We start from the raw sequence: 21624 nt of genomic DNA, 5'->3' as shown, positions 1-21624 counted from the left end.
GGTCAGCCGGCGCTCAGCGGCACCGACCACCGTTGCTGCGGGGTGCCGACGCAGTCCCACAGCTGGATCTTCGTGCCGTCCGCCGTGTTGCCCGCCTGGACGTCCGCGCAGCGGTCGGACTGGATGTTCACGATCGTCGCGTCCGGGCGGATCGACCACTGCTGGCTCAGGCCGTTGTGGCAGTTGTAGACCCCGATCGCGGTGCCCGCGGCAACGGCACCGATGTCCACGCAGGTGCCCATGGTGCGGATCGTGCCGTCGCTCAGACCGGTGTAGGTCTCACCGGGCGGGCCGAAACAGCCCCACAGCCAGATGACGCCGTTCGCCGGGTCCTCGCCCTTGACATCCGCGCACCTGCCGCCGATGCCTTCCAGGATGCCGGTCCACAGCGTCGTCGCGCTGTACCTCCACTGCTGCAGCTGGGTGCCGGCGCAGTCCTGGACGGTGAACACTCCGCCGTCCGTGGCCGAGGCCGCGGTGAGACAACGGCCGGACGCGCCGCTCACCACGGTTCCGTCCGGGCGGGCGGTCCACTGCTGGGTCCTGGCGGTCGAGCAGTCGGCCAGCGACACCGCGCTGCCCGCCGCCGTGCCCGCCACGTCGAGGCAGCGGCCGGAGGAGGTGATGCGGCCGTCGCCGGTGATCGACCACCACTGGGCGGCGCCGCCGTTGCAGGACCACGCCGACACCTTCTTGTTGCGGGCGTCGTTGTTGTAGATGTCGAGGCACTTGCTGCCGGGACCGTAGAAGGCACCCCATTGGCCGTGCTGGTCCGGGATGCGCCACACCTGCGTCGCCGCACCGGTGCAGTCCACCGCCTTGAGCGGGGCGCCGCGGTCGGTGCTCGCGGGCGTGAGGCACTTGCCGGACCGGACGCTGACGATGGCGCCGTCCGGGCGGACCACCCACTGCTGCGGGTTCTCCGTCGTGCAGCCCTGCAACGTCACCGCGGTGCCCGAGGCGGTGCCGCCGTTCTCCAGGCCCAGGCAGCGGCCCAGGTTGGTGATGCGGCCGTCACCGAGGAACGTCCAGCGCTGGTTGGGGAAGTTGTTGCAGTCCCACATCTGCAGCTGGACCGCGCCGGGGTCGTAGCCGGGGATGTCGAGGCACCGGTTGTTGACGCCGACGACCTCGCCGTTGCGCACCGACGTGTTGCGCTTCACGCGGATGTTGCGGAACTTCACCGGTGCCGACGTGCCGCTGTTCTGCAGGCCGATGAACCCGTCGTTGTGCACGCGGTTCAGGTCGGTGATCGTGTAGCGGTTCACCTGCTGGCCGTTGAGCACCACGGTGACGGTGTTGAACGCCACGGTGATCTCGTAGGTGTTCCACTGCCCCACCGGTTTGGCGGCGGCGACGTCGGCCTTCCTGCCGGGTTCGATCGCGCCGGTGGACAACGGGGAGATCTGGACCTGCACGCCGTTGGTGCCGGGCAGGGTCGCCGACGTACCGGGGTCGTTGAACAGCAGGTAGATGCCTGAGTCCGACGACGCGGCGGTGGCCTGCCAGTCCAGCTTGACGGTGTAGTCCATGCCCATCGTGCGGGCGGCGTACCAGGTGACGTCCCGGCTGGTGGTCGTGGTGATCTCGCAGCCGTTGACCTGCACCGGCGTGGTGCCCGCGACGCGCCAGCCCGCCAGGTTCGACTCCAGCCTGCCGTCGAACGCCGCGGTGTAGCCGGGTTCGTCGACCGCCGCGGCGCAGGTGCCCGCGCCGACCTGGGCGCCGCCGATGAAGTAGCCCTCGGCGTCCAGCGCCGTGGTCGCGCTGCCGCGTTCGTTGCGCACGGCCACCCTGCCGCTCGCGCCCAGCGGCGTGAACGTCGTGGTGGACAGGCGTTCCCGCTGTTTGGTCGACACGACGGTGCCGGGCGAGGTGCCGATCTCCGCGGGAGAGACGGACAGCTCGGTGCCGAGGAGGTCGTCCCGCACCGACGGCATCAGCACGACCGAGGTGGCACTGGCCGGGATGCCGGCGGCACCGGTCACCTGGAACTGGGTGGTCTCGCCCTGGCCGAGCGGGGTGGTGCGGCCGCCGGTTCCCGTGGTGGTGTCGGCGATCCTCGTCGCCTCGGGCAGCGGGACGTAGCGCGCTCCCCCGCCGCCGCTGACGAACCAGCCGAGGACGTCGACCATGGCGTGCACCTGGCCGATGCCGTTGCGGAGCCGGAAGTTGCCGTCCGCGCCGATGGTCACGATCGAGGTGTTGGACCGGCGTTCGTTGCGGTTCACGTTCAGCGACGTGCCCGCGTTGTCCTGGGCGTAGAGGCCGAAGCCGGTGCCGGTGGTCGACTCGGCGCCGGTCAGGTTCACCACGACCGCGGTGGCGTTGTCCGGGATTCCGTTGGCACCGCGGGCCTTCACGTTGTAGACCTCGCCGGAGCCGAGCGGCGCCCTGCGCGGGCTGCCGTTGTAGCCGCGGGTGTCGAGCACCCGGATCGGCGACGGGCTCGCCACGTACGTCGAGCTCGCGGTCGGGCTGAAGTAGCCGAGCATGTCGGCCTGGACGACCACCGTGCCCGGACCGGCGCGGAACCGGATCGCGCGGTCGGCGCCGAGCTTCGCGACGACCATCGTGGAGACGAAGCCGCCGCCGGGACGCACCCGCACGGTCGCGGCCTTCGAGGTCGACGTCGCGGGGTCGCCGGGGAACACGTCGATCCCGCTGTCGACCTCCGCGCCGCCCGACGGGTCGGTGCGCACGGCCAGGTTGAACGCCACGGCCGTGGCGTCGTTGGTGATGTTCGGGACCGGGAGGGTGAAGATCTCGTTGGGCGCGTAGGTCCTGCCCTGGATCTGCACCGGCGTGGGCAGCGGGTTGTAGGCCGAGCCGGTCACCGCGGGCACGTTGTCCGGGGTGCCGAGGGCGAGCACACCGCTGCCCCAGGCGTTGTCGTTCTTGTGCGGGTTCGCCCGCGCCTGCAGCTCGGTCTGGATCTGCGCCGCGTCGAGGCCGGGGTTGGCGCTCTTGAGCACCGCCGCCGCGCCCGCGACGTGGGCCGCCGCGGCGGAGGTGCCGGCGAAGCCCTCCGAGCCGTACATCGTGGTGGTGACCTTGTCGAAGCCGGTGATGTCCGGCTTCACCCGGCCGTCGATGGTCGGGCCGCGGCCGGAGTAGCCGGGGACGACCCCGCTGCCCGGCTTGGTCGAGCCGGCCGCGATCACGTACGGCGAGGTCGCCGGTTCGGTCACGCTGCCGGCGGGGGTGTTGAACTGCAACGGGTTCTCGTCCGGCACGGCGGCGAACAGGTCGAACCGCGTGGTGAACTTCGCGGTGTTGTTCTTGACGTAGAGCCAGTACGGCTGGGTGCTGGTCGTCGGGTTGGTGAAGGTCACCTCCTCGGTCGGCCTGCCTCCCCCGGCGACGTCGCGCTGGTTGTTGAGCGACGAGGCGATGATCTGCGGGTCGGACGGCCCGGTCGGTGCCTGGGCGCCCTTCATGACGTAGAGGTCGAGGTCCTCGGCGGACCTCGGCCACGCGTCCCAGCGCAGGCCGACCGTGGCGGTCTTGCCGCCGCCGAGGTTGAACCCGTTGTTCTGCGCGGTGCCGCTGTACTCGACGAACCCGTCGCCGTTGGCGTCGGTGGCGGTGCCGCTGAAGTGGTTCAGGCCGAGGTTGCCGGCCGCGACCGACCACAGCACACCGGCCTGGCGCGCCTGCCGCACGACGTCGGCGGGGCTGCCCGGCTCGCCGGTGCCGTCACCGCGGCCCGACGTCAGGAAGCCGATCGCCGCCGTGATCACCTGCACGCCCTGCCGGCGCAGCCAGTCCGTGGCGGGACCGAAGTCGAGCGGGCCGTCGATGCACGCGAGGAACAGCTTCGCGCCGGGTGCCATGTCGTGCACGACCTCGGCGACCGCGGTGCCGTGGTCGGACGTCCTGGTGGCGTCGTGGCAGCCGCTGTTGTCGACCTGGACGTCCGCCGGCAGGTCGCCCTCGCCCTGCGCCTCGTCCAGCCGGGCGTAGCCGACGTCGATCACGCCGATCTTCACTCCGTCACCGGTCTTGCCCGCGGTGATCCACTGCCGGGCGCCGGACGCGTCGACGCCTTCGGACGTCACCGCCATCGGCACCGCGCGTTCCGGCCGCCGGACGTCCACAACGGACTTGTTCTTGAGCAGGTCCCCGATCCGGCTCTCCGGCACGGCGAGCTGCGCGCGGTCACCCCGCTGCACGGTCACCTCGCCGCCGAGCACCGCGGCCGCCTCCTTCAGCCGGCTGCCGCTCACCTCCAGCAGGACGCGGCCGCGCTTGTCCTTCGCGACCTCCTCCCCCTGGTGCGCCGGCGGCGCCGGCTTGGCCGCGGCGCCCGCGGGCGTCACGGCACCGGACGCGGCGAGCGCGATCCCGGCGGCCAGCACGACCGCACGTCCCCACACTCCGGGCGGTGTTCTCATCTGCCGTCCATCTCCTCGATCGGGTCGAACACGGGATCGCACCCCTGCAGGTGCTCGTCGAACAGGTCGTGGCGGAACCGCCCGGACATCAGGTCGCGCAGGAACGCGACGGCGCCGCCGGGGTGCTCGCCCCAGCGCTCGAACCCGTCGTCGAAGAACACGACGGGCCAGCGGTCCGGGTCGTCACCGGCGGTGAGCCAGCACAGCGTGTGGCCCTCCGTCGTCCCGCCCCACGGCAGCAGCCCGCCGACCCGCGGGTGCACCGGGTACGGGAGGTTCTCCTGCTCCTCCAGCAGCTCCAGCGCGTCGCCCAGTTCCGCGACGAACGCCTCCCCCGGCGCGTAGATCTCGACGAGGGAGCAGAAGAGCCCGGTCGGGAACCGCCGCGACAGCTCCTTCACGTCCGCGGGCAGCGTCACCCCGAACGCGGACTCCACGGTGTGCCAGGCGGATCCGGTGCCGCGACCGGCCCACCCCGTGAGCTCGGCGAGCTCGTCAACAGCTCGGACGGGTGCCATTGTTCTTCCCTCCTGGGTAACCGGCCGGCGGGTGCGGGTTGAAGATGATCACGTCGCACTGGAAGCCGTTGCTGCCGCGGGCGTGGATGGTGACCGAGCTCGGCACGGCGTCGTTCGCGTTGGCGTAGTTGGCGACGACCCGGTAGTACACGCGGTTGCCGTTCTGGATCGCCTTCGCGATCTCGTTCTCGACGCCGAGCATGTCCGTTTCGTTCACCTCCTTGTCCAGCGGCACGATGTTGATCCGCTTGTTGCTGCCGCCGAACTGGTGGCCGATCAGGTGGCTGCGGTCGTGCTGGCCCGAGACGTAGCCGACCGGGGTCTGCGGCCGCTTGCGCTTGTCGCGGTTGAGGCTGCCGAGACACGCGGTGCCACCGGTCGCGCGCTCCGCGGGCCAGCCGAGCCGCTTGCCGGGGTAGGCGCCCGGCCCGGTGAAGTTGATCTGCTGCGCCGGGTCGTTGACGGCCGTGTCCTGTGTGGACTCGAAGCAGTCCTCTTCGCTGTCGGTACCCGTGACGCCCTTGTCGTCGGCCGGGTCCGACATCACGTCGCCGAGGTCCTGGACGACGTCGTAGATCGTCTGCGCCACCTCGACCAGCACACCGGTCACGTGGGTGACCTGTTCGAGGTACTTGCCGGTCAGGTCGAGGATCTTGGTGAGCGGGCCGGTGGGGTCGACGTTCGTCGGGACCGGGAGGAAGCCGGAGCCTGCCGGCGGATGGGGCAACGGCTTGTAGACGTTGACCACCCACGGCGGGGGTGGCGGCGGCTTCGGCTTGCTGTGCGGCGGAACCCCCTTGCCACCGCCCCGGCCACCAGGCCCTGGTTTCGAGTGCGGAGGCGTGGGCGGCGGGTTCCAGCCACCGCCGCACCCGTGCACGAAGTACCGGCAGTTGCCGGCGACCGGGTTCTCCTCGCGGCCGGAGCCGGTCGGCTGGATCCGGTCGGGCAGGTGCTTGGTCGCCTCGGTGCACCGGAGCTCCGCGATGTCGAACTTCCAGAGGCCGGGTCCGCGGATCTTCATCACGGTGACCCAGTTGTCACACTTGGACGCGTGCCGCGGCTCGTACGGCTGCGGTTCGTGGCCGCTGGGGTCGGCGTTGTTCACGGGGTTGCCCGCGCCGTAGGCGTACCGGTTCGCCGAACCGGACGGGTCCGGCGTCACGTTCCAGTCGTCGCGGCTGACGAACGTGCCCGTCCCCGGCTGGTACCAGCGCGCGGACATGTTCACCGCACCGGTCGAGGCGTCGGTCCAGTCCCCTTGGAAGCCCAGGGAAGCCGCGTCACCGGACGACGCCGTCACCGCGCCGAACGGGTCGAACGCCCGCGTCCCGTCGACGGTGTTGCTCAGGTACCGGCCGGTCACGTCGCCGTGCTGGTCGGCGTACACCATCCGCGCGACGCCGGAACCCCTGTCCGCGAAGGGACTTCCGTCCGGCAGCCGGCTGATGGTGCGGCTGCCGTCGGAGATCGCCTCGTTGGTCAGGCCCGCGTACTGGAACCTGGTGCCGTTGCGGTCGCTGACCCGGTCGAGGCTGTCGTAGGCGTAGGTCGCCGCGCCGGAGGAGGTCATCCGGTCGAACGCGTCGTGCCTGGTCGTGACGGTGTTGCCGTCACGGGTCGTCGTCTGCAGCGTGCCGCGGGCGGAGTAGCCGTAGGTCGCGCCGTCGCCGGACTTGAGGCGGTTGCGCTCGTCGTAGACGAACGTCTTGGCGCCCACCGAGGTCCGGTTGCCGGCGTCGTCCCAGCCGTAGGTGGTCGTGGAGGTGCCGTTGGTCCACGACGTCAGGCGGCCCGCGCCGTCGTAGGCGTAGGTGTTGCCGTTCTTGGACGTCGTCTTGTTGTCGAGGTCGTAGCCGTAGTCGGTGCCGATCAACGTGCGCGGTGGCACGCCGGCGTCGATGGACTGCACCACGCGGTCCGTGGCGGGACGGCCGAGGTCGTCGTAGGTGAGGACGCGGGACGTCTTGGCCGCCACCGCGCGGTCGGCCACCGAGGCCAGCCGGCCGGCCTGGTCGTAGCCGTAGTCGGCGGTGCGGCCCGTCAGCGCGTCCTGCACGGTGGCGAGGCGGCCCGCCGCGTCGTAGCCGAACGTCGTGGCGCCGCTCGCGTCGGTGCGCGAGACCAGCATCCCGTCGGCGTCGTAGGTGTACGCCGACTCGCCGGCCGCGCCGTGGGTCTCCAGCAGGTTGCCGCGGTCGTCGTAGCGGTAGGTGCTGTCGCCGTTCGGGCCGCCCGCGCGGTTCACCCTGCCCGCCGCGTCGTAGCCGAACGTGCGGTCCGTCGTGGTGGCGGCGGTGCCGGCGCCGGTCTGGCGGGTCAGCCTGCCCCGGGCGTCGTAGTAGCTGGTCGTCGTGACGCCACCGGGCTTGCTGGTGCCGACCGCCTGCCCGGCCGCGTCGTAGGACGTGGTGAACGTCGTGTCGAGCGGGTCGATCACCGACTCGGGGCGGCCCCACGGCGTGTAGGTGAACGTGGTGACGTGCCCGTTGCCGTCGACGTACCGGCTGCGGTTGCCGAGCTTGTCGTAGCCGGTCGAGGTGGTGATCGAGTGGGTCGCGTCGACCTTCTCGACCTGCTGCACGACGCGGCTCAGCTCGTCGTAGCCGTAGGTCACGACGCGGCCCTGCGCGCTGGTCGTCTGGACGACGTTGCCCGCCGGGTCGTGGACCGAGCTCGCGGCGCGCTTCTCCTGTCCGCCGACGACCGTGGCGGTGCGCACCGCCCGTCCGGCCAGGTCGTAGGTGGTCGTGGTGGTGATGCCCGCGGGGTCGGTGACCGACGCCCTCCGCCCGGCGATGTCGTAGCCGAACGCGGTGGCGCGGTTGGTGGCGTCCTTCGTGGACGTCACCTCGCCGGCCGCGTTGTAGGCCGAGGACGTGATGTGGTTGAGCGGGCTGGTGACGGTGAGCGGGTTGCCCGCGTCGTCGTAGCCGGTGGTCGTGGTGAAGTAGGCGGCCCGGCCGGACGAGCGGTCGACCTGCGTGCTGGTGACCCGGCGGCCGAGGTCGTCGTAGGTGTACCTGTTCTCCACGCCACCCGGTTCGGTCTGCGTGAGCAGCTCACCGGCCTTGTCGTAGTTCCGGGTGAGCACGCTCGGCGTGTCACCGACCTGAGGCAGCGTCACCGTCAGCACCCGGCCGTACGGGTCGTAGGTGCGTTGCGTGACGCGCTGCAACGGGTCTGTGGTCTTCACCGGGTTGCCCGCGCGGTCGTACTCGGTGCGGGTGGTCGCGCCCTTGATCGTCGTACCGCCCGGCGGCGTGTAGTCCGGCAGCACACCGGTGACCGCGCGGCCGAGCACGTCCCGTTCGGTGGTCGTGACGTTGCCCGCGCCGTCACGGGAGTGCGTGATCTCGCCGAACGCGTTGTAGCCCAACGTGTCCGTGCGCTTGAACCCGGTGGTGCGGACTCCGCCGACCCAGGCGTCGGTGGCCGGTGCCGTGGTGCGGAAGAGCGCTCCGGTCGCGTCGTACTCGAAGGTCGTCCGCAGCCCGCGCCGGTCGCCCTTCTCGACCACGAGGCCGCGTTCGTCGTAGGCGGTGGACGACGACAACACGGTGGTGGCGTCGACGTAGGCGTCCTCGCGGGTCGGGTGGTTCGCGAGGTCGTAGGTGTAGACGGACTTCTCGACCCGGTTCGGGTCCGCCGCGCCACGGCGTTCGACGGTCACGGCGTTGCCGTCGGCGTCGTACTGCACCGACGTCGACCGCTTCAGCCCGGACGGGTCGAACGTGGTGGTGACGGCGTTGCCCGCGGGGTCGTAGGCGTAGACGGTCTTGGCGCCACCGGCGGCGACCTGCTCGGCGAGGTGACCGGCCGGGTCGTAGGAACGCTGGTCCACCACGACGTTCGCGACCTGGGTGGTGGCGAGGAGGTCGTCGTCGTAGTAGCCGTACTTGGTCAGCCTGCCCATGGCGTCGGTGACGAACGCCAGTCGCCCGGCCGGGTCGTAGGAGCGCGACTCCAGCGTCAGCGAGGTCGCGGCCGGGTCCTCGGGGTGCACCCCGGGGCCGGAAGCGACGCGGTTGAGCGGCTTGTCGAACTCGTTGAACCGGGTGATCCACGTGGTGCCGCGGACGTCGGTCACCGACTCGGTGAGCCCGTTGTCGGCGTACGACCGCGTTTCCACGCCCTGGTCCGGGAAGTCGGTGCGCACCAGGCGGTCGCTGGCGTCGTAGCCGTACTTCGTGGTGCGGGCGGTCTCACCCGGTGTGGCGTCGGAGAGCGTCGCCTCGGTCGTGTTGCCGTTGGCGTCGTACTTGTAGGTCGTCACCTCGGTGTGCGCCACGCCGGTGACCGCGTTGACGACCGCGGGCGAGGTGATCTTCGAGATCAGCCCGCGCGGGGTGTACTCGAAGGTCGTGGTGCCCAGCGTCGCGCCGCCGGAGTTGACCTCGGCGACCGTCTTCTGCCGGCCCAGCTGGTCGTAGGTGTAGCGCAGGGTCAGCCCGGCGGGGTCGGTCAGCTCGACGAGGTCGCCCTTGGCGTTGTAGCGCCGGGTGGTGACCTGGTCGCGCCGGCCGGTGCTGCGGATCAGCAGGCCCGCGGGCACCTTGCCGCCGCCGGACGCGTCCTCGGCTCCGGTCGAGTACGTCGTGGTCTCGCCGGGTGCGGTGGTCAGGCCGTCCGGGGTCGGGTACCTCACACCGGTCGGGCGGCCGAGAGCGTCGTAGCTGTAGGTGGTGCGGAACCGGGTGTCGGCCGGTCCGGACGAGCGAGCGTCCGAAGTGGACTCCAACCGGTCGGCCCTCGGGTCGAGCGGGCCGGTCGGCTTGAGGTACGTGGCGTAGCTCGTGTTGCACGAGGTGGCGGTGCGGCACCTCTTCGTGCTCAGCACGTTGCCGCGTTCGTCGGTGGTGAACTCGGTGCGGTGGTTGTTCTCGTCGATCGACGCGGACGGGAAACCGGCGGTGTTGTACTCGATCCGCGCGGTGGCGTTGTCGTGCGTGCGGCTGACGAGCCGGCCGCCGTTGTCGGCGTCGAAGGTGTAGGTCCAGTCGCCGTACCCGGTGGGGCCGTGCAGCTTCGCGGTGCGGACCGAGCCGTTGCGGTCCGGGGTGTCGAGGGTCCACGTGCGGCCCTCGTGGTCGACGAGACCGCGGACGCGGTCGTTGACGTCGTCGTAGGTGAGGGTGGCGTACTTGCGGTCGTCCTGCGGCAGCACGTGTCCGCTCAGCTCGTCGGACGGCTTGGCCGCCGCGTAGTGCTGGCTGACCGCGAGCGCGCCGAGCGTGTGCTGGTAGACGGCGACCTCGTCGATGGACCCGCTGAAGTAGAAGTCGGCGTTGTTGCTCGCCGGCCAGTCCTTGCCGCTGCCGCCGCCGAGCGTGAGCCTGCCCTGCTGGGCGTGGTCGACGAACCCGGCGAGCGTCCCGGCCGCGGCACCGTCGAGGTAGAGCGTCTGGGTGTTGATCGCCGCCGACAGCACCGCGTGGTGCCACTGGCCGTCGTCGACCTGCCTGCTCGTCACGATCTGGCGCGGGCCGGACGCGTTCTGGCGCGCGAAACCGCCGTAGAGCAGGCCGTCCGTGCCGACGTAGAGGATGGGCGTCGACTTCCCCGCCGCGGCCGGGAAGCTCTGGTCGGCGTAGCTCAGCAACGTGCCCTGCGCGGTGGTCTTGAACCACAGCTCGACCGAGAGCGACATGGTCTGGTTCGTCAGGTTGTCCGGCAGCGTCACGTAGCTGCTGGCGCCGTCGAACGTGCCCGCCTTGTCGGAGCTGCCCTGCAGGGCACCGTCGCCGCCGAGCAGCACGCCGTGCTGAGCTCCGGCGTCCGCGCCCGGCGTGCGGGCGGCGGTGTTGGCGAACGCGTCACCGCTGGCCTCGCCGAGCCGCCAGTACCCGTACGGGGTGTCGTCGAGCACCGAGCTGCGGTAGTGCGAACCGGCGCGGTAGCTCAGCGTCGTGCACTCCTGGCCGGGCGTGCAGGACTTCGTGAGCTTGTCGCCGTCGTAGGTGTAGGACCAGGTGAGCGGCTGGCCGCCGGGGTCGGGGGCGGCGGCCGACACCGACGAGACGTGCCTGCCCTGCCAGGTCAGCTGCAGGCTCCGGCCGCTGGTGTCGTTGGTGATCGTGGTGACGTGGTCGTTGGTGTCGTACGTCAGCGTCTCGGTGAGCCCGGCCGGGTCGGTGATCGTGACGAGCCGGCCGAGCACGTCGAACGTCCACCGGCTGCCGGTCGAGTCGCGCAGCGCGTACTGGCCGGTGGCCGAGCTGTAGACCAGGTCGGAGCTCTGCCCGGACGGCGAGGCGAAACCGCCGTCGGGGTTGCGCCCGAACCGCGCCTGCCGCCCGGTCGGATAGGTGATCACGACGTTGTCGCTGCCGTCCTGGTCCTTCGCCAGCCGCATGTCCACTCTGGACGACCAGCCGGCGCCGAACGCGGTGTCGCGGCGGGGATCCAGGCTGTTGTAGGTGCGGCCGACGGTCAGGTCGGGGCCGACGGTGTCGACGTCGGCGTCGGTGACGACCGCCGAGTAGTTGCCGATCTGCGGGTCGAGGCCGGGGCCGATCGTGGTGCTCGGGCTGCCGGCGAGGTGCGAGGTGATCTCCGGCTGCTGCACGCGCGGCGTGAACATCAGCCGGACGTTGTCCTTGGCCGTGACCCAGAACGGCGTGGCGTCGACGGTGTCGTAGACCTTGACACCCCAGAAGTACGTGCGGTTCCAGAACAACGCGGCCGGCGCCCACGACTGCCCGGTCCACGGCGACTCCTGGCAGCCCAGGGTGAGGTCGGCGTCGGTGCAGACGCGGAACTTGTAGGTCAGGCCCTTGCCGGGCCAGCGGTCGTCGTCGACGCCCTCCGCGTACAGCGTCGGGGTCGTCGTGGGAACGACCGCGCCGCCGCCGGGCTGCTGCAGGTTCGTCGTGGGCGGGGTGTTCTGGACCTTGATGTCGAACCGGCCGTAGGGCACCTCGTAGGCGACGGAGAAGTCGAGGTTCTGCGGGTTGAACATGGTCAGGTAGACCTGGTACTCGCCGGGGTTGATCGGGTCGATCGGCACGTCGAAGGTCGTCGTGGCGCCCGGCGCGGCGTTCTGCGTCCAGCAGCACGCGGTGCGGATCTTGGTGCTGCCCTGGTCGATGATGTAGCCGAACTTCCAGCCACCGCCGCTGGTCCACGTCGAGGAGCCGAGGTTGGTGACGTTGACCTTGAGGTTGCCCGCCCGGCTGGCCGACGGCAGCGTCACGTCGGTGACCTCGAACCCGACGCCCTCGGGGACGTACCGGATCTCCAGGTACGGCTTGTTCCCCGAGTTCACCGAACCGAAGCGCATGCCGTTGCGGTCGGTCTCGTCCGACGCGCGCAACGCGAGGCCGTGCTGCAGCGCCTGGCCGTGCGTCCAGCGGGTCATCACCTCGTAGCCGAGGTTGAGCTTCTCCCACGCCGCGCCGGGACACGTCGGGCCGGCGTGCGCGAACGCCTTGCTGGACAAGGATCTGCCCACGGCGGCGCCCGGCCACTGCATGCTGGCCGCGTCCCACGGCTGCGTGACCTCGAAGACCGAGACCGACCGCGGGGCGCAGGTGCTGCTCTCCGCGGCCTCGACCACGAGCGCGGCGCCCGTGACGAACTGGTTGCGCACGCTGTTCAGCGCGTTGTTGCCGAAGTGCAGGTAGGAGCGCGACAGCTTGCCCTCGACCCAGCCGGTCCGCAGGTCACCCGCGGACTTGCCGTTCAGGCCCGGCGCCACGAACGTGCCGTCGTCGGCGATGTAGGAGTTCGTGGTCGGGTCGACGACGACGGGGAACGCACGAGCGGGGTCGCGCAACCAGGCCTGGTCGAGCACGAGCCGCAGCGTCCAGGTGCCGTCGGCGTTCCCGGTCAGCTCGTAGCCGGTGTCGACGCGCTGCTGCTTGGCGTCCACCGCGAAACCGCGCGGCATCACCGCGATCACCTCGTCGCCGTCGAGGAGCCGGATCGCGCCGTCCACGAGACGCGGGGTGGTGTTGCGCGGTGAGAGCGTGAAGCCGAACACGGACCTGGCCTGCGCCGAGGCGAGGACCAGGTTCTCCTTCACGCCGTCGCGGGTGGCGGTGAGGGTGAGGTCCACGCCGGGGAACGCGGCGGGGTAGGTGACGGTCGCGTGGTCCGCCGTGCCGGGAGCGTCGGCGGCGTCGGTGAGCCGGTAGGACAGGCCGTGGCGGTCGTCGAACGCGATGCGCGTCAGCTCGGGGTCACGGGCGGTGCGGCCGAAACTGGTGGCGTGCGGCGAGTCCTTCGGCTGCCAGCGGTGGTCGCGCTCGGTGAGAGTGAGGTCGATCGGAACCCACGAGCCGTCCTGGCGCCGCACGTTGGACTGTCCTGTGTGGACGCGCAGGGTGCGGGTGCCGTCCGGGTTGTCGAACGTCTCGGTGTCGGCGGTGCGGTCCTGCGGTCGTTCCTTCGCGTGGTCGTCGATGGACGGCTGGTCGGATTTCTGGGTAACGGCAGGCTTTTCGTGCCGTTGCACGGAGATGTCCGGCTGCGGACCGGCGGCGGGTCCCTCGGCGGTGTCGGCGACCGCGCCCGGTGGACGTGGCTGGTCGTGCGCGGGTGCCGCCAGCGCCGTCGCCGTGTCACCGGACCTGCTGTGCGGATCGAGTCCGTCCGCCGAACCACTGCGCTGCGGCGGCGCCGAGGCGGTGGCACCGAACGGCAGCGGCGGCAGCACCGGCACCGACGACGAGGCCAGACCGAAGACCAGCAGCACTGCCACGAAGGCAGCGCAAAGCCCACGCGTTCTCATCCTTCTTCCCCCAGACCCGAAGGATCCGTCACCCCGGAGACGGAACGAACCGATCCTGCGCAGGGAGAGTTGGAGAAACCTTGGACCGCAGGTCAGAGCAGCTTGGCGACGCGCTCCGCCTCCGCCGTGCGCCCCTGGCTCACGAACAGCTCGTGTGCCCGCACCAGTGCGGCACGTCCTGCCCGCTCATCTCCGGTCGCGACGAGCGCCTCACCGAGGTGCAGCGTCGCGTCGGCCACGTGCGCGAGGTCGCCGTCCTCCTGGAACAGCTCCAGCGCCTCCCGGAACAGTTCGACCGCTCTGGCGTGGTCGCCGGTCTTGTTCGCCACGAGCGCGAGGGTGTCCACCGCGCACGCCAGGCTGTTCACCGCGTTGAGCTCGATGAACAACTCGCGCGCGCGTTCGCCGTGCTCGCGGGCATCGTCGTAGCGCTCCGCCAGCGCGCTGTGCCACGCCACCGCCGCGTGGCCCTGCGCGATCATCGTCCGGTTCGTGCCCTTCTGGTACAGCCGCAGCGCCTGGGTCGAGTGCTCCACCGCCGACTCGTAGTCCCCTCGCTCCTCGTAGGCGGCGCCGATTCCGTAGTGGACGTTGCCGTGCGTCACGGGGTTGCCCGACTTCTCGGCCGCGGCCAGCGCGAGCCGCAGGTGGTGCATCGCCTCGTCGTGCCTGCCGAGGTGCGCGTAGGCGTCCGCGACCGAGCGGTGCGCGAGCGTCAGCTCCCACACGTTCCACTTCTCCGCGTGCGGCAGTGCGGCGAGCCACAGCTCCAGCCGGTCGGCGTACTTGTTCCTGCGCACCTGGTAGGTCGTCATGCACCAGGCGAGACTCCAGGCCCGCTCGCCCACGATCTTCCGCAGCGCCAGCAGGTTCGCCTCCTCGGCGTCGAACCACGTCACGGCGGCCGTCGTGTCCGGGATCGCCTCGACGACGGTGCCCGAGGCCGCGTCGGGCAGCTTCACGTCCGTCCGGGCGGGAAACAGGACGCGTTCGGCCGAATAGGCCGTCTGCAGGTAGTGGTCCACGAGCCGGCCGAGGGCGACGTCACCGGACGACGGCTGCTCGGCGGCGTACAGCTTGACCAGGTCGTGCATCCGGTAGCGGCCCGGCACGTGCTGCGTGACGAGATGTGCCTGCTCCAGCTCGTCGAGCAGGTCCTGGGCGGGCGCGCCGAACAACGACGTCACGGCGGGCACGGCGATGTCCGCACCGGGCACGAGCCCGAGCAACGCGAACAGGTCGCGCGCACCGGGCGGCAGCGCCCGCAGCGACCACGACAGGACCGCGCGCAGGTTCACGTCGGTGTCGCCGGTGTCGACCGCGTCCAGCCGGGCCTGCCGCAGCTGCGCGGCCAGCGCGGTCAGCGACAGCTCGGCCTGCACCAGCGCCCGTGCGGCCACGACACCCAGCGCCAGCGGCAGACCCGCGCAGTAGTCGAGCACGGCGTCGACGGCGTCCGGCTCGGCGTGCACCCGTTGCTCGCCGAGATGCCCGATCAGCACGGCGCGCGCGTCGTCGCGGTCGAGCACGTCGAGCGTCAACGGGTGGGCGCCGTGCCCGGACACCAGCGCGGCCAGGCGGTTGCGGCTCGTCACCACGACCCGGCTCGGGCCCGTACCGGGCAGCAGCGGCACGACCTGCGCGGCGTCACGGGCGTTGTCCAGCACGATCAGCATCCGGCGGCGGGCCAGCTCGCTGCGGAACAACGCGGCCTGCGCGTCGAGGCCCACCGGGAGCGCGTCCGGTTCGATGCCGAGAGCTTCGAGGAACGCCCGCAGCACCACCTCGGGCCCGACCGGCTCGGTGCGCGGGTCGAAGCCGCGCAGGTTCGCGTAGAGCTGGCCGTCGGGGAACGCGTCGAGCCGCTGGTGCGCCCAGTGCAGGGCGAGCCACGTCTTGCCGACACCGCCGGCGCCGCCGATCGCGGAGATCACCACCGCCGACCGGGTGTCGAGCACGCCGCCCAGCGCGTCCAGCTCCCGCGACCGCCCGGCGAACACCTGCGGCCGGGCGGGCAGCTGCCGCGGCACGGCCGAGACGGCGGCCGGGAGGTCCGCGCGCAGGACGCGTTCGTGCAGGCGGGCGAGCTCCGGACCGGGATCGGCGCCGAGCTCGTCGGCGAGGAAGCGGCGGGTGCGGTCGAACTGTTCGAGCGCCTCGGCCTGCCTGCCGTTGTGGTAGAGCGCGAGCATCAGCTGGCCCGCGACCCGTTCGTCGTCCCGGTGCTTCGCGGCGAGCTCGACCAGTTCCGGCAGCACCTCGGCGTGCGCGCCGCGGCGCAACCGGAGGTCGAGGTGGTCGAGCAGGGCGGCGTGCCGTGCCTCGACGAGGGCGTGCCGGCGGGCCCTGAACCACGGGGTGTCCAGCCCGGCGAACGGCTCTCCGCGCCACAACGCCAGCGCGGCCAGGTAGGCCTCGGCGGCGGCCGCGTCGTCCGCGGCCTGCCTGGCGTGAGCGAGCAGCGCGGTGAACCGGTGGGCGTCGAGGTCCGCCGGGTCGTGGTCGACGGTGTACGTGCCCGCCCGTCCGACGATGTCCACACCGGGCAGCAGGCCGCGCAGCTTCGACACGTAGCTGCGCACGCTCGTGAGCACCGTGCCGGGCGCGTGGTCGCCCCAGACGCGGTCGACCAGCCGGTCGAGCGGCACGGGCCGGCCGGGTTCCGTCACCAGCGCCGCCAGGACCGCGCGTTGCCGTGCCGTCCCGAGGTCGATCACCACGCCGTCGACGCGTGCCCGGATCTCACCGAGCACTTCGAACTCAACCCCCATGGGCGCATCATTTCACGGTTTCGCGCCTCCACAATGGATGGTGAATACCGATCAATCGGACTTAGCGGACCGCTTTCGTCACGGCGAGCAGCTCGCGGACCAGTTCGCGCACCGCCAGCGAGTGCCGCGCCGCGGCGGTGGTCACGTGGACCAGCCTGCGGGTCGGCCGGTCGGGCCCGAGGTCGACGATCTCCACGCCCGGCGGAGGGGTCAGCACGGTCAGCTGCGGCAGGACCGCCAGGCCGATGCCCTGCGCCACCATCGACAGCACGACGCTGTCGTCGGCCACGTCCAGCCTGCGCGGCGGCAGCCAGTCCTGGGTCGCCCACCAGCGCCGGGTGTAGGAGGAGCAGTTCTCCGGCCAGTCGAGCAACGGCAGCGTGCGCGGGTCCGGGTGACCGGCCGGGTGCACGAGCAGGTACGGCTCGGTGAGCAGGTCGCCGTGCCGCAGACCGGGCAGCTCGGCGTTGTCGTCGAGCGTGGCAATGGCGAGATCCGCACGGCCGTCCGCCACCTCGCCCGCGGTGCCGCGTCCCAGCTCCGGCACGACGAGGACCTGCGGTTTCAGGCCGGGAAAGCGGTTGGTGAGGCGGTCGAGCGCGGGTGGCAGCAGGTGGGCGGCGGCGGTGCGGAACGCGGCGACGCGCACCGGGCCGGTGATCGACCCGGCGGCCGCGCCGCGGGCCTCGGTGCGCAGGAGCTCCAGCTGGCGCAGGATCTGACGGGCGTGCACGAGTGCTCGTTCGCCGGCCGGTGTGGGGCGTGCGCCGTGACGGCCCCGCTCGAACAGCACGGCGCCCACGCGGCGTTCGCATTCCCGCACTGCGTGCGACACGGCGGACTGCGACAGGCCCACCTCGCGGCCCGCGGCGGTGAAGCTGCCGGTGCGGTCCACGGCGATGAGCAGGCGCAGTTCGGAGGGGCTCAGGTCCACGCTGCCACTATCCATGAGCGCCGTTCATGGAAGGGCGGGATCGATCGATTCCGCGCTCTGCTCCGCCGCGCCGCCGGTTCCTACGTTGGCGGCATGAGCACATTCCTCGCCGTCCGCCAGGTCCGCCGCCCGCAGGGGACTCCCAGCGCGGAGGACTTCACCTTCGTCACCGAGCCGCTGCCCGTCCTCGCCGACGGGCAGGTGCTGGTGGAGAACGTCTACCTGTCGGTCGACCCGTACATGCGGCAGCTGATGAACACCGGCGAGGCCGGGCGGGAAGGCCGGGCGATCGGACGGGTCGTCGAGTCGCGGTCGGCCGGGCTCCCGGTCGGCACGACCGTGTTCCACCGCGGCGGGTGGACGACGCACGCCGCGGTCGGCGCCGCGGACCTGCGGCGGGTCGACCCGGCCGGCGGCGTGCCGCTGAGCGCGTACCTCGGGGTGCTGGGCGGGACGGGGCTGACCGCGTTCGTCGGGCTGACCAGGATCGCGCGGCTGCGGCCCGGCGAGGACCTGTTCGTGTCGGCCGCGGCGGGTGGCGTGGGCAGCGCGGCCGGGCAGATCGCGCGGCTGATGGGCGCCGGGCGGATCATCGGCAGCGCCGGGTCCGCGGCGAAGGTGGCGCACCTGAAGGAGATCGGGTTCGACGCGGCGTTCAACCACCGCGACGGCCCGGTCGGCGAGCAGCTCGCCCAGGCCGCTCCGCGAGGCATCGACGTCTACCTCGACAACGTCGGCGGCGATCACCTGGAGGCGGCCATCGGCGCGTTGCGCGAGCACGGCCGGGTGGCCTGGTGCGGCGCGATCGCCCAGTACAGCTCGGCTCCGCCCGCCGCGCCGCGCAACCTGGCCGACGTGATGTTCAAGTCCCTGCGCGTCGAGGGGTACCTGGTCCGCGAGCACCTCGACGCACGGGAACCGTTCGAGCGCTTCCTGGTTCCGCACCTGCAGAACGGCTCGGTGCGCGTCGACGAGACCGTCGTCGACGGGTTCGGCAACGTCGTCGAGGCGTTCCTCGGCGTGCTGCGCGGTGACAACACCGGCAAGATGCTCGTCCGCGTCAGCTGAGCAGCGCCCGCGCCTCCGCCGCTTCCGGCACCCCGACGTCGGCGAACAACGCCGCCGCCCGGCGCCAGGCCGCCCGGGCCGCCGCGGGTTCGAGCACGTGGCCGAGGAGCAACGCCGTGCGGGCCTCACCGAGACGGTGACCGGTGGTCCGGTGCAGGGCGAGCGCGTGGTGCCCGTACGCCGCCGCCCGTTCGTGGTCGCCGGTGTGGAGGTGGATCTCCAGCAGCACGGTGAGGGCCTCGGCGGCGGCGATGCGGAACGCGACCCGGTCGGTCTCGGCGAGCGCGTGCTCGGCCAGCGTGCGGGCGCGGTCCGGGTCGTCGTGCAGAAGGCACGCGGCGAGCCCGGTGAGGGCGACGACCTCCGCGTAGAGCGTGCCCGCGGCGCGGGCGAGCCGAAGTGCGTGCTCGTGCTCGTCGCGCGCCTCGGCCTGGCCTCGGCGCAGCCGCACCGTGCCGAGCGTGTTCAGGGCGTTCGTCTTGATCGGGAGATGACCGGTCTCGGTGGCGAGCGCGACCGCCTCGACGGCGCGGTCCAGCGCCCGGTCGTGCTTGCCCTGGTCCAGCCAGATGCCCGCGAGGACGCGCAGCGACTCGGCCTCGGCACCCCGGTCACCCACCTCGCGGTGCAGGTTCAGCGCCTGCGTGATGTGGTCGTACGCCACGTCGAGCCGGCCGAGCTGGTGGTAGGTGTCGGCGAGGTTCGCGAGGTTCACCGCCTCCTTCTGCCGCGCCCCGAGCCGCCGGTGCAGAGCGAGCGCGCGGCGGTGGTGCTCGACGGCCCGGCCGAGCTCGCCCTGCAGCTCGTACACGAGCCCGAGGTTGCCGAGCGTGTTCGCCTCCCCCGCCTCGCGACCGGTGCTGACCGCCACGTCGAGGCCCTGCCGGTAGTGCTCCGCGGCCTGCGCCAGGTCGCCCAGCCAGAAGTGGGCGGTGCCGACGTTGCTCAACGCCACCGCCGCACCGTCGAGCCAGCCGCCGGACCGCGCCAGTGCGGCGGCACGCGTGTAGTGGTCGATCGCGACCCGGTAGCGGCCGTACAGCCGGTGCAGGTCAGCGAGGCACAGGGTCGCCGCGGCCTGTCCGGTGAGGTCGCCCGCGGCGGTGGCGGCGTCGAGGCCTGCCGTGGCGACCGCCAGCCACTCGACCGTGCACATGCGGCGCCAGAAGTGGGGCCGCAGCGAGGTGGTGAGCTGCCAGGCGATCTCGGCTGGTCCGCGGTCGGCGGCGAGCCGGGCGACGGCGACCAGCCCCGGCAGTTCCGCGTCGAGCCAGGCGAGCGCTTCCGCTGACGTGGCAAGGGGTTCCGCCGTCGCCGGCGGGAGCCGGACCGCCTCCGGGTCGAGGGTGCGGACGGCGGCGTCGACACCGTGCCGGTACCAGTCGACCAGCCGCCCGAGCGCCTCGTCGCGGTCGTCGTCACCCGCGGCCCGCTCGGCCGCGTACAGGCGCAGCAGGTCGTGGAACGCGTAGCGGCCCGGTACCGGCTGGAGGAGCAGGTGGGCGTCGGCGAGCAGGTCCAGCCCCGGCCCGGCCTCGGCGCCGAGCAACGCCGTCGCGGCGGCGACGGAGAAATCCGGTCCCGGCACGAGCCCCAGCAGCCGGAACAGCCGGGCGGCCTCCTCGGGCAGGGCCGCGTACGAGTGGTCGAACGCGACGCGCACAGCGGTCTCGTCGTCACCGACCACGGCGAGCCGGTCGAGCCGGTCGTCGGCCGCGAGGCCGGCGACGTGCGCGGCGATGGTCCGGCCTGGCCGCAACGTCAGGTTGGCGGCGGCGATGCGCAGTGCGAGAGGCAGAAACCCGCACAGCCGCGCGAGTTCCGCGGTCTCCTCGGGCTCGGCGTCGACCCGCGCGCCGAGCGTGTGGCGCAGCAGCGCGACGGCCTCGGACGGTGACAGCACGTCGAGCGCGAGATGGGCCGCGCCGTCCCTGGCGACCAGACCGCCGAGTCCGTACCTGCTCGTCACCACCACGGCACAACCAGGGCCGCCGGGCAGCAGCGGGCGGATCTGGTCGACACCGCGGGCGTCGTCGAGCAGCACGAGCATCCGCCGGTCGGCGAGCATCGTGCGGTAGAGATCGGCGGCCCGGTCGAGGTCCAACGGGATCTGCGCGGCCGGAAGTCCCAGTGCCGCGAGGAATCCGGTCAGGGCGCCCGCGGGCTGCACCGGTGGCGTCGGGGCGTGTCCGCGCAGGTTCACGTAGAGCTGGCCGTCGGTGAAACGGTCGCGCACGCGGTGCGCCCAGTGCACGGCGAGCGTGGTCTTGCCGACCCCGGCCGCACCCGCCACGATCGCGATGGACGGATGCGGCGGCTCACCGGCGCCACGCGCATCGAGATCGCCGGACCCGGCCCCGCCGACGAGGGCGTCAAGCCGGTCCAGGTCAGCCGCCCGCCCGGTGAAGGCCGCGATCGCCGCCGGAAGCTGAGCCGGCACCGGGCGGTCCGGTGCCGGCGACAGGGGTTCGTGCTCCCGATACGCGGCCAGCGCGTCCTCGCCCGCGAGGACCGCCCGTTCCACCCGCCTGGGCACCGCGCTCGGCTCGATGCCCAGCTGGTCGACCAGCGCGGCGCGCAGCTGCCGGAACGCCGCCAGCGCCTCGCTCTGCCGGCCCGTACCGGACAGCGCGACCATCAGCTGCGCCCAGAACCGTTCGCGCAACGGGTGTTCGCGCACCAGCGCCGCCAGTTCGGCGGAGAGGCCGGTGAACCGGCCGCGGTCGAGGTCCAGGTCGATCCGCCGTTCCAGCACGGCGAGCCGCCGCTCGTCCAGCCGCGCCGCCGCGACCCGGCAGGCGTCCAGTTCCAGGTCGTGCAACGCCGGCCCGCGCCACAGCTCCAGCGCGGCCGCCACCGAGTCGTCCGCCGCCAGCCGTTCGAACTCGTCCGCGTCCAGCTCGCCGCGCGACACCCGCACGAGATAGCCGGGCGACCGCGTGACGAGCCGGCCCGGCGGCAGCACGCGCCGCAGACCGGAAACGCAGCCGTGCAACAGGTTCTTCACCGTCGCAGGTGGACTGTCGCCCCAGAGGTCGGTCATCAGCCGTTGCTGCGAGACCACCCTGTTGGCTGCCAGCAACAACAATCCGAGCAGTGCCCGTTGCTGCGGCCCGCCCAGCGCCAGCGCCCGGCCGTCGACCAGCACCTCCAGCGGTCCGAGGATCCTGAACTGGACGGGCACGGCGAGCCTCCGCACGAG

At 72.2% G+C, this 21624-nt stretch carries 7 protein-coding genes; 1 reads left to right on the top strand and 6 read right to left on the bottom strand.

The features are described from left to right. Nucleotides 1-2: 2 nt before the first annotated feature. The 5 genes from ABZV40_RS40520 to ABZV40_RS40500 form a co-directional block, all read right to left on the bottom strand. A complete protein-coding gene (locus ABZV40_RS40520) occupies nt 3-4397 on the bottom strand; it encodes a ricin-type beta-trefoil lectin domain protein (protein ID WP_355454524.1) in 4395 nt (1464 codons plus the stop codon). Continuing rightward, the gene (locus ABZV40_RS40515) at nt 4394-4915 is read right to left on the bottom strand and encodes a hypothetical protein (protein WP_355454522.1); all 522 of its coding nucleotides are present in this window, start codon (nt 4913-4915) and stop codon (nt 4394-4396) included. Before ABZV40_RS40515 ends, ABZV40_RS40520 begins: the two co-directional genes overlap by 4 nt. Further along, the gene (locus tag ABZV40_RS40510) at nt 4893-13619 is read right to left on the bottom strand and encodes a LamG-like jellyroll fold domain-containing protein (RefSeq protein ID WP_355454520.1); all 8727 of its coding nucleotides are present in this window, start codon (nt 13617-13619) and stop codon (nt 4893-4895) included. Before ABZV40_RS40510 ends, ABZV40_RS40515 begins: the two co-directional genes overlap by 23 nt. Nucleotides 13620-13741: 122 nt before the next feature. Then, nucleotides 13742-16420: a BTAD domain-containing putative transcriptional regulator gene (locus ABZV40_RS40505; protein WP_355454518.1), complete on the bottom strand. Its 2679-nt coding sequence runs from the start codon at nt 16418-16420 to the stop codon at nt 13742-13744. 61 nt (nt 16421-16481) lie between these two features. After that, on the bottom strand, nt 16482-17354 hold the full coding sequence (locus tag ABZV40_RS40500; protein ID WP_355454516.1) for a LysR family transcriptional regulator: 873 nt from the start codon (nt 17352-17354) through the stop codon (nt 16482-16484). A 93-nt stretch (nt 17355-17447) separates the two neighbouring features. Here ABZV40_RS40500 and ABZV40_RS40495 point away from each other — a divergent pair, with 93 nt between their 5' ends. Then, on the top strand, nt 17448-18422 hold the full coding sequence (locus ABZV40_RS40495; protein ID WP_355454514.1) for an NADP-dependent oxidoreductase: 975 nt from the start codon (nt 17448-17450) through the stop codon (nt 18420-18422). Here the strand turns inward: ABZV40_RS40495 and ABZV40_RS40490 are convergent. Beyond that, nucleotides 18415-21606: a BTAD domain-containing putative transcriptional regulator gene (locus ABZV40_RS40490; protein WP_355454512.1), complete on the bottom strand. Its 3192-nt coding sequence runs from the start codon at nt 21604-21606 to the stop codon at nt 18415-18417. The two genes, ABZV40_RS40495 and ABZV40_RS40490, sit on opposite strands and share 8 nt — an antisense overlap. Nucleotides 21607-21624 lie beyond the last annotated feature (18 nt).

The organism is Lentzea sp. NPDC004782 (assembly GCF_040609115.1).
Lineage (GTDB): Bacteria > Actinomycetota > Actinomycetes > Mycobacteriales > Pseudonocardiaceae > Lentzea.
The sequence above is the reverse complement of the archived record's forward strand: the minus strand, read 5'-3'. Positions and strand labels throughout refer to the sequence as shown.